General features: G+C 59.7%; 13 protein-coding genes. 5 read left to right on the plus strand and 8 right to left on the minus strand.

Annotated features, from left to right (window positions below; genetic code table 11):
- Positions 1-69 precede the first annotated feature (69 nt).
- The 3 genes from LB453_RS16755 to LB453_RS16765 all read right to left on the minus strand — a co-directional run bounded on the left by LB453_RS16755 (position 70) and on the right by LB453_RS16765 (position 3583).
- Positions 70-771 (minus strand): EAL domain-containing protein, encoded by a 702-nt coding sequence (locus LB453_RS16755; protein ID WP_158253387.1) that lies wholly within the window; start codon positions 769-771, stop codon positions 70-72.
- A gap of 313 nt (positions 772-1084) precedes the next feature.
- Positions 1085-2179 carry an ABC transporter substrate-binding protein gene (locus LB453_RS16760; protein WP_103795016.1) on the minus strand — a complete coding sequence of 365 codons (1095 nt, stop codon included), beginning with the start codon at positions 2177-2179 and terminating at the stop codon, positions 1085-1087.
- Positions 2180-2287: 108 nt separating this feature from the next.
- The gene (locus tag LB453_RS16765; protein ID WP_103795017.1) at positions 2288-3583 is read right to left on the minus strand and encodes an HAAAP family serine/threonine permease; all 1296 of its coding nucleotides are present in this window, start codon (positions 3581-3583) and stop codon (positions 2288-2290) included.
- A gap of 365 nt (positions 3584-3948) precedes the next feature.
- Here LB453_RS16765 and LB453_RS16770 point away from each other — a divergent pair, with 365 nt between their 5' ends.
- On the plus strand, positions 3949-5082 hold the full coding sequence (locus LB453_RS16770) for an AI-2E family transporter (protein ID WP_103795018.1): 1134 nt from the start codon (positions 3949-3951) through the stop codon (positions 5080-5082).
- 115 nt (positions 5083-5197) lie between these two features.
- On the opposite strand, the gene LB453_RS16775 is transcribed toward LB453_RS16770, so the two are convergent.
- Positions 5198-5764, minus strand: coding sequence for a UPF0149 family protein (locus LB453_RS16775; RefSeq protein WP_103795019.1), 567 nt, complete (start codon positions 5762-5764; stop codon positions 5198-5200).
- Positions 5765-6187: 423 nt separating this feature from the next.
- On the opposite strand from LB453_RS16775, the gene LB453_RS16780 reads away from it, so the two are divergent.
- Positions 6188-7498, plus strand: coding sequence for an MFS transporter (locus tag LB453_RS16780; RefSeq protein ID WP_103795020.1), 1311 nt, complete (start codon positions 6188-6190; stop codon positions 7496-7498).
- A 10-nt stretch (positions 7499-7508) separates the two neighbouring features.
- A complete protein-coding gene (locus LB453_RS16785; RefSeq protein ID WP_103795021.1) occupies positions 7509-8285 on the plus strand; it encodes an extracellular solute-binding protein in 777 nt (258 codons plus the stop codon).
- Here the strand turns inward: LB453_RS16785 and LB453_RS16790 are convergent.
- Positions 8272-9189 (minus strand): LysR family transcriptional regulator, encoded by a 918-nt coding sequence (locus tag LB453_RS16790; protein WP_103795267.1) that lies wholly within the window; start codon positions 9187-9189, stop codon positions 8272-8274. The genes LB453_RS16785 and LB453_RS16790 overlap by 14 nt on opposite strands.
- A 299-nt stretch (positions 9190-9488) precedes the next feature.
- Between LB453_RS16790 and LB453_RS16795 the strand changes: the two genes are divergently transcribed.
- A complete protein-coding gene (locus LB453_RS16795; protein WP_103795022.1) occupies positions 9489-10112 on the plus strand; it encodes a pyridoxamine 5'-phosphate oxidase family protein in 624 nt (207 codons plus the stop codon).
- Between the two features lie 86 nt (positions 10113-10198).
- Positions 10199-11134, plus strand: coding sequence for a LysR family transcriptional regulator (locus LB453_RS16800; protein WP_103795023.1), 936 nt, complete (start codon positions 10199-10201; stop codon positions 11132-11134).
- On the opposite strand, the gene mdcH is transcribed toward LB453_RS16800, so the two are convergent.
- From mdcH to LB453_RS16815, 3 genes are read right to left on the minus strand one after another with little or no spacing between them, the layout of a single operon-like run.
- Positions 11115-12017, minus strand: coding sequence for a malonate decarboxylase subunit epsilon (gene mdcH / locus LB453_RS16805; RefSeq protein ID WP_103795024.1), 903 nt, complete (start codon positions 12015-12017; stop codon positions 11115-11117). The two genes, LB453_RS16800 and mdcH, sit on opposite strands and share 20 nt — an antisense overlap.
- Positions 12014-12634 (minus strand): malonate decarboxylase holo-ACP synthase, encoded by a 621-nt coding sequence (locus LB453_RS16810; RefSeq protein WP_103795025.1) that lies wholly within the window; start codon positions 12632-12634, stop codon positions 12014-12016. Before LB453_RS16810 ends, mdcH begins: the two co-directional genes overlap by 4 nt.
- A 1-nt stretch (position 12635) precedes the next feature.
- Positions 12636-13595, minus strand: a complete 960-nt coding sequence (locus LB453_RS16815) for an AEC family transporter (RefSeq protein ID WP_103795026.1) — start codon at positions 13593-13595, stop codon at positions 12636-12638.
- Positions 13596-13731 lie beyond the last annotated feature (136 nt).

A 13731-nucleotide genomic window follows, 5' to 3' on the forward strand; every position in this document is an offset into this window, starting at 1 on the left:
AAAGATCGATATATCTGTCGGCCAGTCAGCACCACACAAAAAGCGCGCCTGTCTGCCAGTAAAATAGCCTCAGCCTAAATATTGTGGCAAATCCTCTATCTCCAGGGCGCTAAAATAGTAGCCCTGCAAGCCGTAAAGCGGGATATGCTCCAGCGCCGCCAGATCGTCTTTATTTTCGACGCCTTCTACAATTATCTGCGGACAATAGCGCTGAATATTGGCCATCAATATCGGAAAAATCGATTTATCTTTCTGTTCCCAGAAAAAGCGCTTGTCGATTTTTACCGCGTCAAATAAACCGGTATAGAGCGCTTCCAGATTAGCGAAGCCGGTGCCGAGGTCGTCAAGGAAGAAACGTATGCCGCGCGCCTTAAGCCGCTGCAGCGCGTCGCGCGCGTCGCGATCCTGCTGAAAATCGATCGCCTCGGAGACCTCCAGCCGGATCACGCTTGCGGTGCTGAAGAGCCAGCCCAGCCGCGCATCCGCCTCCAGCATGGTCACCATATCGCGATCGATATTGACGCTGACAAACAGGTGGTGCTCCTCAAGCAGCGCCACGATCGGCGACAGCTCGCTGAGCTGCGCATAGAGCAGGTCGCGCTTCTCACTCTGCGGCATATTCTCAATCACCATAAAGGGATTGCGCGATTTGCCCGCCAGCGAGGTATAGCGCGTCAGCAGTTCAAAGCCTATCGCAACGCCGCTCTGCGACATAACCGGCTCAAGGATAAATTTTTTACTCAGCGTAGAGGCCAGGGTGTGTGGAGTCATAAAAACCTCGGGCAAAGCCCAAACGGCAGCGATTGCACGCATAAAGCCCGCGAAGGCCGACTGCATGCCAGGCGCTGCCCAATGAATAGTCTGTTTTTTGCACTCCCTGTTGCACGGTTTATTACGTCCGCGCGAAATAAACGCGCGCATTTCACCATGTTTTTTTATTTTGGCAATCTTTTTCGACGGGTGACGTAGCGCCGCCTGACAATAGCGGAAACAAAAGTAAATAGCGCTTTGCTTAAGAGTAGCGGAAGATGGCGTGGCAGAAAGGTAAATTAACCGCGCGTTTTGTCAACGCGCGGCCGGTGGCTCAGGGTGCGCTGAGGGTGATGGGCGCATCCGGCAGACGGGTAAAGTGGGTCACGATGTAGTGGTAATCCGCGGTGGGATCGAGCTGCGCAAACGGCTGCGGATAGAGATCTTTCGCCAGAATCTCCATGCCGATAATGTTGTAGGGGTGATTATAGAAGTGGTGATAAACCCCATAGACGCGGCCGTTCTCGACGGGCGCAATTTGCTTCAACCCGCTGCGGTTCAGCAAACCACTAAAGGTGGCTGAGATCTGCTGCGGCGTGGTGTTATAGCCAAACGGCAGCACGCTCTGATTAGGGCGCTTCGAGCCGGTCATAATATAGACATCCGGCTTCATGGCGATAATCTTCTCCAGCGAGACGAAGCCAGCGTTGCCCGGCAGCAGCGCGGAGCCGATATTCTTACCGCCGACCGCCTCCACCAGCCCGCCCCAGCCGTTATGGCCGTGGGTGAAACAGCAGTTGTCGCTGTTGCCGGCAATCGGCTCGATAAACACCGTCGGCTTCTGCGGCACCCGGGCGATAGCCGCATCGAGCTGCTGTAAGCGCTGCTGATAAAAGGCGGTATAGTCCGCCGCCTCTTGCTCGCGGTTGAGCACCTTGCCGAGCAGCGCCACGCTGCGCGCGGTGTTCTCTTTCGGGTGCAGCTCATAGTCGATAAACAGCACCGGAATATTAAGCCCTTTCAGCGTATCCAGCACGCCCGACTGCTGCAGCGCCGATTTCGCCCGCAGCTGGGCGATCATCAGGTCCGGCTTCTGCGCCAGCACGCTTTCGAGGTTAACCTGTCCCTGATCGTTAAAGCCCATATCGACGATGCTGCTCGCCTGCGGCCAGCGCTGCTTCAGCAGATCCCAGGTCTGGGTATCCTGCTTTTTCGGCAGGTTATTCCACGCCACCACGCGCTTAAAGGGGTTGTCGCGGTCAAGCAGCGCCAGCGCCAGCACGTCGCGGCCATCCTGCAGGATCAGATGCTGCGGCTCATGGTCGAGCCGAATGGCGTTGCCGTCGAGATCGGTGATCTGCAGCGGATAGGTGGTGGCGCCGCACGCCGCCGATGTCAGCAGCCCTGCCAGCAGAACGCCCTTTTTCATCGCTCACTTCCTTAGTAACTAATAATTATTCTCAATAAAGTTAGCATGTTGCGGAGCGTAAAAGCTATACCGCGGCTAAACGGCCCGCGCTTAGCGGGCCACGGCTTTTTAGCTGAGCAGAGAGTAGAAGATAGCGGAGATCGCCACCAGGCCGACCAGCACCACAAACAGATTGCTGAGATGGCCGCTGTATTTGCGCATCGCGGGAACGTGGCGGATGGCGTACATCGGCATCAGGAACAGGATGATCGCGATCACCGGTCCGCCGAGGGTTTCGATCATATCGAGAATACTCGGGTTCCAGCTCGCCACCAGCCAGGTGCTGAGCAGCATAAACAGCGCGGTGGCCCGGTTCAGCTTCGCAGGCGCCAGGCTTTTGCCGCGGCTGTGCAGCATTTTGTTTACCAGCCCGTTAAAGCCTTCACGCGCGCCGAGATAGTGGCCGAGGAAAGATTTGGTAATGGCAACGATGGCGATCAGCGGGCCGAGCCAGGCGATGACCGGAACGTTAAAGTGGTTGGCGAGATAGGAGAGTATGGAGATGTTCTGCGCCTTCGCTGCAGCGAGATCCTGCGGCGACAGGCTAAGCACACAGCTAAAGACGAAAAACATCACCGTCGCCACCATCAGCAGATGGGAACAGGCGAGAATTCGCGAGCACTTGCGCTCAGCGCCCTCGCCGTACTCTGCGCGCTTGGCCACCGCGAACGAAGAGATGATTGGCGAGTGGTTAAAGGAGAAGACCATCACCGGAATCGCCAGCCACAGCGTCATGGCGATCCCTTTGCCGCCGTCGCTGTTATGCAGCGACAGGGTCTGCAGCGCCGCGCCGTGCCAGTGCGGGATCAGATAGACCGCCAGCAGCATCAGCACCGCGACAAAGGGAAAGACCAGAATGCTCATCGCCCTGACGATCATCTGTTCGCCGAAGCGCACCACCGTCATCAGGCCGATAATCAGTATCAGCGACAGCAGCACGCGCGGCGGCGAAACCAGCCCCAGCTGGTGTTCGATAAAGCTCTCTACCGTATTGGTGATCGCCACGCTGTACATCAGCAAAATGGGAAAGATGGCGAAAAAGTAGAGCAGCGTAATGATTTTGCCCGCGCTGGCGCCGAAGTGCTCTTCCACCACGTCCGTAATATCCTCTCCCGCGTTTTTACCGGAGAGCACAAAGCGGGTCAGCGCGCGGTGAGCGTAAAAGGTCAGAGGAAAGGCGAGGATCGCCATAATGATCAGCGGCAGGAGACCGCCAACGCCCGCATTGATCGGCAAAAAGAGAACGCCTGCGCCGATAGCGGTGCCGTAAAGCCCCAGCATCCAGGTGGTGTCGGTTTTGCGCCAGCCGCGTTCAGCGGGCGCCTCTGCGGCTGCGGTCAGCGCGCCGGTTTGCGTGGTTTTCATCTGCCTGTCCTGTCTTCATGACGTCAACGCCGTCGAGGGTGAGTAGGCATCGACGGCCGCATGGCCGCGCCGCCCTGCGCTGCCGCGGGGCGGCAGCGCGAGAGATCGCGGCAAAAAAATCGCTTCTCCGCAGCGGGAGTAAACGATTGCGCAGGATTTTTACACACCTTAACGACAGGCTTCAACCGCGATGCGCTAATCGTGCATATTTCGGCCGGATATCGGCGATTGCAGCGGCCAGCCGCGTGGTTGCAGGCCGCCGACGCACCTGGCTTAAATTTTTAAACGAAACCACAGATTGGCGTTACAAATGGCGGCCGTGCGTTCTATAGTTCACCCGCAACACTTAACCCTGAGGTTTATGCATGCGTGTTAAAGGACTAAATATCGGTTTCTTCATCGTCATCCTGGCGATAGTGACCGTTGCGTTTTTTGATGTACTGGCGCCCTACTTTTCCCCGATTCTCTGGGCCGCTATCCTGGCGGTGATCTTCGCTCCGCTGAAAACCTGGCTGCGCCACAAAATGGGCGATCGCAACGGCGTGGCGTCGCTGGTTACGCTGCTGATCATCTGCCTGATTGTGTTTACGCCGCTGGCGATTATCGCCTCTTCGCTGGTGGTAGAGATCAACACCCTCTACCTTAAGCTGCAGACCAATTCGGCGCAGTTCCCGGCAGTATTCGCCGATCTGCTCCACCACCTGCCGCGCTGGCTGCGCAGCTTCCTCTCTGAGCATGAGATGAATAACGCGACGCAGATCCAGCAGAAGCTGTCGACCTTCGCCCTGAAGGGCGGGCAGTATATGGCGGGCAGCGTTTTCCTGATCGGCAAAGGCACCTTTACCTTTACCGTCGGCTTCGGCGTAATGCTTTATCTGCTCTTCTTCCTGCTGAAGGATGGCTCCTATCTGGTGCATCTCATTCTGGAGGCGCTGCCGCTTTCGACCTACGTGAAGCATCACCTGTTTATGAAGTTCGCCGCCGTTTCGCGCGCCACGGTTAAGGGCACGGTGGTGGTGGGTATTGTGCAGGGGATTCTGGGCGGCCTGGCCTTCTGGTTTGTCGATATCGACGGCAGCCTGCTGTGGGGCGCACTGATGGCCTTCCTGTCGCTGATCCCCGCCGTGGGTTCGGCGATTATCTGGGTGCCCGCCGCGATCTTCTTTTTCGCCACCGGCGCGCTGTGGAAAGGGCTGTTCCTGGTCGGTTTCTTTGTGGTGATCGTCGGGCTGGTGGACAATATCCTGCGCCCGCTGCTGGTGGGCAAAGATACCAAAATGCCTGATTACCTGATTCTGATCGCCACCTTAGGCGGCATGGAGATCTACGGCATTAACGGCTTTGTGATTGGTCCGCTAATCGCCGCGCTGTTTATCGCCTGCTGGAACCTGCTGTCGGGCAAAGATAACCGCGATAACGTCGAAGAGATTGACGAAGAGTTTATCGAGGAAGGGAAAAAGCATTCTGACGAGGCGGCTATCGTCAATGACCGCGGGTAGTCGAACGTTTTTTTTAAGCTGCATCCTCTCTGCGCGCGGCAGAGAGGGCGAAGCGCAGTCGGGTTATCTCTCCCGCGCTGGCAGTACACTGAGGGCCGCCTACGCGGCCCTGCTTTTAGTGAATCGCGTCGGTTTTGCCACGCCAGTGGTTATAGAGACGCAGCGCCGCAGGCTGAATCGCGTCGGTGCTCTGCAGATAGGCGATCTCATCCATTCCGTCGAGTTTCTCAACTTCGTTGATATCGCCATGCAGCGCAATGGCCTGCAGCGACGGCTGTAGTTCCGCCGGCAGCGCGGGCCACGCCGCCAGCGCGACGCCGGTCATATAGCCGAAGCACCACTCCTCCACCACCAGCAGTTCACGGCCGTCCATTTCCCGGTAGCCAAACAGCGGCTCAAACTGCTCCGGGTAGAGGCTGAGGCGCTCGGCGATATCATTCATCATCCGCGCCGCCAGCGTATTAAAGCGCTGCTCATCCGCCGGATCGTCCCACGCCGGCGCGCTTTCGCCCCAGATAACCGGCTTCATTGCATCCAGCGCCAGCGGCGACGGGCTGGAGAGCGCGGCGGTGAAAAGACCGTCCAGCTCGCTGATATCAATCAGGCCGTCTTCGCTGTCGTGCTCCATCAACACATCTTCCATCCACTCGATTTCGTCTGCGTTCAGTGGGCCTGTAGCCATGGTAATTCCTCTTGTGGTGTGTCGAAGGTGGGGGCGGCGCGCGCTGGCAGGCAGCCCTGTGAAAAGTTGGGTGAGAGAACGGCGTCTCAGCAGGGAATCCGTTTTACTGCGGCTAGTGTGCCTGAGAGCAGGCGCGAAGCCAACCAGAGAGTCCGGCTGCGGGCCGACGCCCTCTCTACGCCTGGTATGAAGCGGGTCACGAATTTGATAAAGGAAAATCGGGCCGTCAGAGGCGCCTCGCGGCCGCTTTATACGCGCTATCGCCAGTGGCTGCCGTGCCTCGCCCGCTTCAGCAAGTATATTAATGTGCAGCACGCATCAATCGATACATAAAATGCACTTATTAACTCTCCTTTCCTGTTCCAGTCTTTAGTCACAACAAAGTAATGATTCATTAACATTACGTAAACACTGGAGCATTTAATGGAAACCACCTCTGCACCAATCAACACGGTTCGCGCCCGGGCTGGCGCGATCTTTCGCGTCACCTCGGGAAACTTTCTCGAGCAGTTCGACTTTTTTCTGTTCGGCTTTTACGCCACCTATATCGCGCACACCTTTTTTCCGGCGAGCAGCGAGTTTGCCTCGCTGATGATGACCTTCGCCGTTTTCGGCGCAGGCTTCCTGATGCGTCCCATCGGGGCGGTGGTGCTGGGCGCCTATATCGATAAGGTGGGCAGACGCAAAGGGCTGATCTTTACCCTCTCGATTATGGCGACCGGCACCTTCCTCATCGTGCTGATCCCTTCCTATGCGGCGATCGGCTACTGGGCGCCGCTGATTGTGCTGGTGGGCCGGTTGCTGCAGGGCTTCTCCGCCGGCGCGGAGCTGGGCGGCGTCTCGGTTTATCTCTCTGAAATCGCCACGCCCGGCAAAAAAGGCTTCTATACCAGCTGGCAATCCGGTAGCCAGCAGGTGGCCATTATGGTGGCGGCGGCGATGGGTTTCGCCCTTAACGCCCTGATGGATGAGAGCGCGATTCGCGAATGGGGATGGCGCATTCCTTTCCTGTTCGGCTGCCTGATCGTGCCCTTTATCTTCTTCCTGCGCCGCAATCTGGAAGAGACGGCGGAGTTCAGCGCGCGCCGTCAGCATCCTGAGATGCGCCAGGTGTTCAGGACGCTGCTCGGCAACTGGAAAACCGTGATAGCGGGCATGCTGATGGTGGCGATGACCACCACCGCCTTCTATCTGATCACCGTCTATGCGCCGACCTTCGGCAAAAAAGTGTTGATGCTCAGCGCCTCGGACAGCCTGCTGGTCACGCTGCTGGTGGCGGTATCCAACTTTATCTGGCTGCCGATTGGCGGGGCGATCTCCGATCGCTACGGGCGTAAGCCGGTGCTGGTCACCATGGCGCTGATCGCCATCGCCACCTCCTACCCTGCCCTTAAGTATCTGGCGGCCGATCCGAGCTTCTACTCGATGCTGGGCGTGCTGCTGTGGCTCTCGTTTATTTACGGGCTCTATAACGGCGCCATGATCCCGGCGTTAACGGAAATCATGCCGGTCTCCGTACGCGTTGCGGGCTTCTCGCTCGCCTACAGCCTTGCCACCGCGCTGTTTGGCGGCTTTACGCCCGCCATCTCCACCGCGCTGATTGAAGTGACCGGCGATAAAGCCGCGCCCGGTTTATGGATGAGCTTTGCCGCCGTCTGCGCGCTGCTGGCGACCCTGTTTCTCTATAAGCAAGAGGCGGTCCATCATCACGCCGCTAAAAAAACCTTTGGTTAAGGAAAAACAGATGAAAAGAGTGTTACCCCGCCTGCTGCTGATCGCGCCGCTCTGCGTGATGAGCTGGGATGCATCGGCAAAAGAGATCACGGTGATGATCTCAGGCGGCTTCAAGGCCGCATGGGAGAAGCTAAACCCCGCCTTCGCCGCCGATAAAGGTTATACCATCAGAACGGTGCCCGGCCCGTCGATGGGCCAGTCGCCGGAGGCGATCCCTAACCGGTTAGCCGCCGGCGAAAAAGCGGACGTCATTATTATGGTCGGCTACGCGCTGGACAAGCTCGACAAAGAGGGGCGCCTGCTGCCCGGCTCGCGCACCGAGCTTGCCGATTCAAAAATCGGCGCGGTAGTGAAAAAAGGCGACGCCGTGCCCGACATTAGCACGGTAAACGCGCTCAGGGCGACGCTGCTGAAAGCGCACTCTGTCGCCTATTCTGACAGCGCCAGCGGAAAATATGTTGAGTCGACGCTGTTTAATAAACTGGGCATCGCTGAGCAGCTGAAGCCGAAAGCGAAGATGATTGAGAAAACCCCGGTGGCGCAAAGCGTCGCCAGCGGCCGTTACCAGATCGGTTTCCAGCAGGTCAGCGAACTGCTGCCGGTGGCCGGCGTAACCTTTATCGGCAAGCTCCCGGAGGAGATGCAGTATGTGACCCGCTTTGCCGGCGCGGTCTCCAGCCGCTCTACCCAGCCGGAAGAGGCGAAAGCGCTGCTGGCCTATCTTTCTTCGCCAGAGGTGCAGCAGCAGATTCAGGCAACCGGCCTGGATTCCGTTAGCGGCCGTTAGCCTGCCCCTCAGCCGCGTTTATCGCAATAATCATCGCCTCCAGCTCACCGGCAAGATGCGGCAGCTCTTGTCCGGTGCGCTTCACAATGCCAACCGTGCGGCGCACGGTTGGCTCATTCAGGGGAATGGTGGCTAAAAACGGATGTGCTGTTTTCGGCATCGCCATTCCCGGCACAGCGGCGATCCCCAGCCCGGCCTCTACCATGCCCAACAGCGTCGTGACGTGACGAGTTTCGCAGACGCTCGGCTTTTCCGGCTCGATGCCGCTCAGCGCCTGATCGAGCAGGTTGCGGTTGCCCGAGGATTTATCCAGCCAGACATAGGGCCAGCGATAAAACTCCCGCCAGCTCAGGCTCTTCCTGTCGGCGAGCGGATGGTTGCGCGGGCAGACGGCGACATAGGCCTCATCCACCAGCGGCAAAAATCTGACATCCGGCTGCGGCGCGCCGGTAAAGCTCAGGCCGAAATCGGCCTGGCCTGAGATTACCGCGTCGTAGACGTCGCCCGCGCTGGAATCGATCAGCCTGATACGCACGCGCGGATAGTGCAGCTGAAACTGCGCGATAACTTTGGGCATAAAATAGTAGGCGGCCGATGGCACGCAGGCGACGGTCACCAGGCCGGTTCGGTGCGGATTGAGATCCCCGACGTCGGCAATGGCGCTCTCGAGATCCTTCAGCACCTGCTGCGCGCGAGGCGCGAAACTTCGGCCCGCCATGGTCAGGCTCACCCGCCGCGTGGTTCTTTCGAATAGCCTGACGCCAAGCGACGTCTCTAACTTATCGATGCGGCGGCTCAGTGCCGGTTGAGAGAGATGAATCGCCTCCGCGGCGGCTTTAAAGCTCCTGAAGGTCACCAGAGCCTGAAAAGCGTAGAGATCGTTAAGGTCGACGTTTAACGTCATCGGCTTCATATCGCAGTAGGTTCCAGATTGACGGCGGTAAGCGCCTTATTCTACAGGGATATGCCGCCGTTGCGGGGATCTTTGCTGCAGCGTCGCCGCTATTCCGCCACGTTAATCCTCACCGCAGGCGACCAGGCCCGCCAAAAAACGCCGGCGGCCGGTCAGGTCTCGCGCTGGCTGGTGCAGAACGAGACCCCAACCGGACGATTGCTGGCGTAGCCGCAACAGCCGGTGCGTCGCCGCCCGCCCTGGGGTATAAAGGAGGCAGGCACATTTCTGCATACTGAGGCGGTGACGTGATGACGGATGAAAAAAGAGGCATTACCAGCGAAGCGGAACTGGAAGCGATCTATGGCGCGGTCGCCAGACCTTCGCTAACCAAGGAGACCGACCATCTCCATCCCGCCTACCGCCCTTTTATCGAGGCCTCGCCTTTTGTGGCGCTGGCGACCTCGGGGCCGGGCGGGCTTGACGTCTCGCCACGGGGCGATCCGGCTGGCTTTATCACCATCGAAGATGCGAAGACGCTACTGCTGCCTGACCGACGCGGCAACAACCGCATCGATAGCCTGCGCAATATTCTGCACGATAACCGCGTGGCGCTGCTTTTTCTGATCCCCGGCATTGGCGAAACCCTGCGGGTGAACGGCACGGCGGAGATCTGCACCGATCCCGCGCTCCTCAGCCGCTTCGCCGTCAAGCGCCAGCTGCCGAAAACGGTGCTGCGCATCGCGGTGGAGCGCGTCTTTTTTCAGTGCAGCCGGGCGATTATTCGCGCAAAACTCTGGGACCCCGCCGCTCAGATCGCGCGTGACCGGCTGCCCACTCCGGGCACGATTCTGCATCAGCTTTCCCAGGCGGAAATTGACGGCGACGCCTATGACCAGGCGCTGCCCGATCGCTTAAAGAGCACCCTTTACTGAGCCTGGGCGGCGCGCCGGGCTTTGCATCTTCTGTGGCGTCAGGATTACCATTTACGCTTCGGTTAAGGAGACCCGCGAGGATAACAATGCGCAACGATATCAATCAGGAGATTACCTTCCGCAAGCTCAGCGTGTTTATGATGTTTATGAGCAAAGGCAATATTGCGCGCACGGCGGAGGCGCTCGATCTGAGCAGCGTCAGCGTGCATCGTGCGCTGCACACGCTGGAAGAGGGAATCAACTGCCCGCTGTTTATCCATAAGGGACGCAATCTGGTGCCGCTGCCCGCCGCCTGGACGCTGCTGGAGTATTGTCAGGATGTCACCGCGCTGATGAGCAAAGGCATCGAAGAGGCAAGGCAGGTAGCGGGCGTCGGCTGTGGCCGCCTGCGCATCGGCACGCTCTACTCGCTTACGCTGGAGACCATTCCCCGCCTGATTATGGGCATGAAGCTGCGGCGGCCCGCGCTTGAGCTCGATCTCACCATGGGCTCCAACCAGATGCTGCTGAATATGCTTGAGGATGACGCGCTCGATGCGATTCTCATCGCCACCGACAGCGGCCAGCTCAGCGGCGCGAATTTCGATGTGATCCCGCTGTTTCACGATGATATTTTTCTCGCCGCGCCGGCGGGTGAAAAGCTCGATACCACGCAGGAGGCGGATCTGCGCGACTACGCCGATCGCGATTTCGTCTCGCTGGCGGAAGGCTTCGCCACCTACGCCGGATTTCAGGAAGCGTTTCAGGTGGCGGGATTCGAACCGCGCATCGTCACCAAAGTGAATGATATCTTCTCGCTGATAAGCCTGGTGCAGGCGGGCATGGGCTTCTCGCTGATCCCCGGCCGCATGAGAAAGGCCTATGAGAGCAGCGTGCAGCTGGTCAGGCTGGCAGAGCCTTACCAGATGCACCAGCTGGTTTCCATCGTCTACTCACACCATCGCGAGCGCGATCAGGATCTGCTGGCGCTGGCCGCGGAAGGCCGCATGTACGCGCGCAGCCTTAGCGGCTCAGCCGCGTAGCCAGGTGACGCGCAACCTCAACGCTGTTGCGCGCCATGCAGATCGCCTCGCCCTGCCAGCCCGCCTGAAGCGTCAGCCCGGTCAGCACATTGCCCGGCGGCATCTCAATCGCCAGCCTGGCGTCGCGCTGATTGGCGGCGATAACCGCGTCGTTCCACTGCACGGTGCGCGCCATATTGTACGCCAGATCGTCGGCGATTCTGGCCGGCTCCCAGATCACGCGCCCGCTGGAGCCGCTCAGGTAGGCGCACGCGGGCCGCGACAGCGAGACCGAGGCGAAGGCGCTGGCCAGCTCGGCGGCGGGCTTATCCAGCAGCGCGCAGTGGGACGGCACGCTGACCGCCAGCCGCGTCGCCTTGCTGGCGCCTGCGTCGAGCGCCTTTTGCGCCACCGCCGCCATATCCTCGTCGCGTCCGGCGATCACCGTCTGGGTCTCCGCATTGATATTGGCGATATAGGTATTGCTGCCCACCATCAGCTTTTCCAGCCGGGTTAGCGTCAGGCCGACGATAGCGGTCAGGCCGTAGCCGTGGGGATAAGCGCGCTCCATCAGATCGCCGCGCAGCGCCACCAGCCGCAGCGCGTCGGCGAAATCGAGCGCCCCTGCCACCACGGCGGCGGGATAGGCACCGATCGACAAGCCGCTGACAATATCCGGCTTCACGCCGTTTCTGATCAGCTCGCGCGCCCAGGCGACGCCGACGATCAGCAAGCAGAGCTGCACCGCGCGGGTGTGGCGCAGCGACTCGGCGCTGTCGAGCGCGTCGGTCTCCTCCCCCAGCACCGCGCGCACGCTGCTCAGCAGCGCGTCGCCATCGGGCAGATTGCCCAGCATGCCGGGACGCTGCGTGCCCTGGCCGGGAAAGGTAAAGAGTATTTTCATAAAGTCTCCCTGCTCCAGGGTGAGGTGGTCAGCAGCGGGCCAGCGGCGGTTTTTACCAGCGCGCGCCCGTCGCGCAGCCACTCGCTGAGCGCGAAGGCGCCTGACGGCGTTTCAACCTGGGTATCGACGCGGCACGGCAGCCTCTCCGTCTGCGCCTGCCACTGCTGTAAAAGGTCGCGCGCCAGCGGCTGCGGCGCGCGGATGGTTAAGTCGAGATCGCTGCCGGAATGCAGCACCGGAATAGCCGTCGCCAGCGCGTAGCCGACGCTGCCGGTAATGCCCCAGCGCCAGGGCCAGCTCAGCTCGCTGAGCGCGAGCGCCGCCTGCACCGGGGGAAAAGCCACAAACGGCGACGCCAGCAGGCAGGCGCGCTCGGCGACCCTTTCCGGCGTGGTGACGCGCAGGATATCCGCCGCCTGCACCCAGGCGGCGGCCCGCTGCTCCCGCCGCGCGCCGCGCACGCCGACCGGAATGCGATCCGCCCTAACGACATCGCGCCGCACCACCACCGGCAATCCGGCGTGCCACTGCTCGCTGACCCACCCCTCGTTTACCGACAGCAGTGCGCTATCGGCGCGAAGCCAGAGGAGATCGTGAGGGCGTGGCGTCAGCGTCATATCAAATACCTGAAGTCAGAGTAATAAACAGCGGCAGGGAAAGAATACACAGGATCGAGCTGAGCAGCAGCACCGCCTCCGCATCGGGCGACTGCACGCCAAAGCGGTTGCCGAAAACCACGCCGAAGAAACCGGCAGAGAGCGCGATCATCAGGATGGCGGTAATGGCAACCGGGCCGCTCAGGCCGAGCGCGAGCACAACTCCCCAGGCGATAAAGGGCTGAACCAGCAGTTTGACGACGGTGCCGACGCCAACCACCGCGTTGAGTTTCAGCTTACGCGCCGAGAGGATCACACCGGTCAGGAACAGCGCAGCCGCCGTGGCCGCCAGTCCCAGCGGTTTAATCGCCGACAGCACCAGATCCGGCATGGTAATACCGATGGCCGATAGCACCACACCCACCAGCGGGCCAAGCACGATCGGTTTTTTCACCGAACGCCACATCAGCACCGGCAGCATGGCAAGCGTTGATCCCTGGTTCTCGCCCGCGGTGCGCGCCTTTTCGCGCTCCAGAATCAGCAGGCAAAGCGGCGTCAGCAGAACGGAACCGCAGGCGATGGATATCGCCACAGAGAGCGAGGTGGTGGCGTTTTCACCCAGTACGCTGCCAAGGATCGGCAGGCCCAGCGCGGCATAGTTTGGCAGCGCTACGGTCAGGGTCAGCACGGCAGCATCCTGGGGCGATTTTTTAAAGACTTTGGTCGCCATAAAATAGATAAACGCATAGGTAATCCACATGGCGCCGGTAATAACCACAATCAGCGGCCACTGCGCCACTATTCCCGGCCAGGAGGTCTGTACCGTGGCGCTGAACAGCGCGGCAGGCAGCGCAAAGTCCATAACGAAGATATTTAGCAGCGAGACATTTTTATTGTCGACCATTCCCGCTTTACCGGCCCAGAAGCCGAGCAGCATGATGACAAATATTGGCGCAAGGGCATGAACAATTGTGTAAATCATAAATCACCTGTATTTAAGAAATAAGATTTCAGTCACGCGATGTTTATAATTTCTAAAAGCGGCCCCTGCGCCGGGGTGCAATGACGCACCCCGAACGGACCGTTTCCGGCAGGTCTTTTTTTTTATTTATTTAGTT

This window comes from Pantoea agglomerans, assembly GCF_020149765.1.
Classification (GTDB): Bacteria; Pseudomonadota; Gammaproteobacteria; order Enterobacterales; family Enterobacteriaceae; genus Pantoea; species Pantoea alvi.

Bases quoted from the DNA above. Each gene is read 5' to 3' on its own strand.
- LB453_RS16775 (WP_103795019.1), bottom strand. From the start codon at position 5,764: ATGGCTACAGGCCCACTGAACGCAGACGAAATCGAGTGGATGGAAGAT.
- LB453_RS16765 (WP_103795017.1), bottom strand. From the start codon at position 3,583: ATGAAAACCACGCAAACCGGCGCGCTGACCGCAGCCGCAGAGGCGCCC.
- LB453_RS16780 (WP_103795020.1), top strand. From the start codon at position 6,188: ATGGAAACCACCTCTGCACCAATCAACACGGTTCGCGCCCGGGCTGGC.
- LB453_RS16810 (WP_103795025.1), bottom strand. From the start codon at position 12,634: ATGACGCTGACGCCACGCCCTCACGATCTCCTCTGGCTTCGCGCCGAT.
- LB453_RS16770 (WP_103795018.1), top strand. From the start codon at position 3,949: ATGCGTGTTAAAGGACTAAATATCGGTTTCTTCATCGTCATCCTGGCG.
- LB453_RS16795 (WP_103795022.1), top strand. From the start codon at position 9,489: ATGACGGATGAAAAAAGAGGCATTACCAGCGAAGCGGAACTGGAAGCG.
- LB453_RS16790 (WP_103795267.1), bottom strand. From the start codon at position 9,189: ATGACGTTAAACGTCGACCTTAACGATCTCTACGCTTTTCAGGCTCTG.
- LB453_RS16800 (WP_103795023.1), top strand. From the start codon at position 10,199: ATGCGCAACGATATCAATCAGGAGATTACCTTCCGCAAGCTCAGCGTG.
- LB453_RS16815 (WP_103795026.1), bottom strand. From the start codon at position 13,595: ATGATTTACACAATTGTTCATGCCCTTGCGCCAATATTTGTCATCATG.
- LB453_RS16785 (WP_103795021.1), top strand. From the start codon at position 7,509: ATGAAAAGAGTGTTACCCCGCCTGCTGCTGATCGCGCCGCTCTGCGTG.
- mdcH (WP_103795024.1), bottom strand. From the start codon at position 12,017: ATGAAAATACTCTTTACCTTTCCCGGCCAGGGCACGCAGCGTCCCGGC.
- LB453_RS16760 (WP_103795016.1), bottom strand. From the start codon at position 2,179: ATGAAAAAGGGCGTTCTGCTGGCAGGGCTGCTGACATCGGCGGCGTGC.
- LB453_RS16755 (WP_158253387.1), bottom strand. From the start codon at position 771: ATGACTCCACACACCCTGGCCTCTACGCTGAGTAAAAAATTTATCCTT.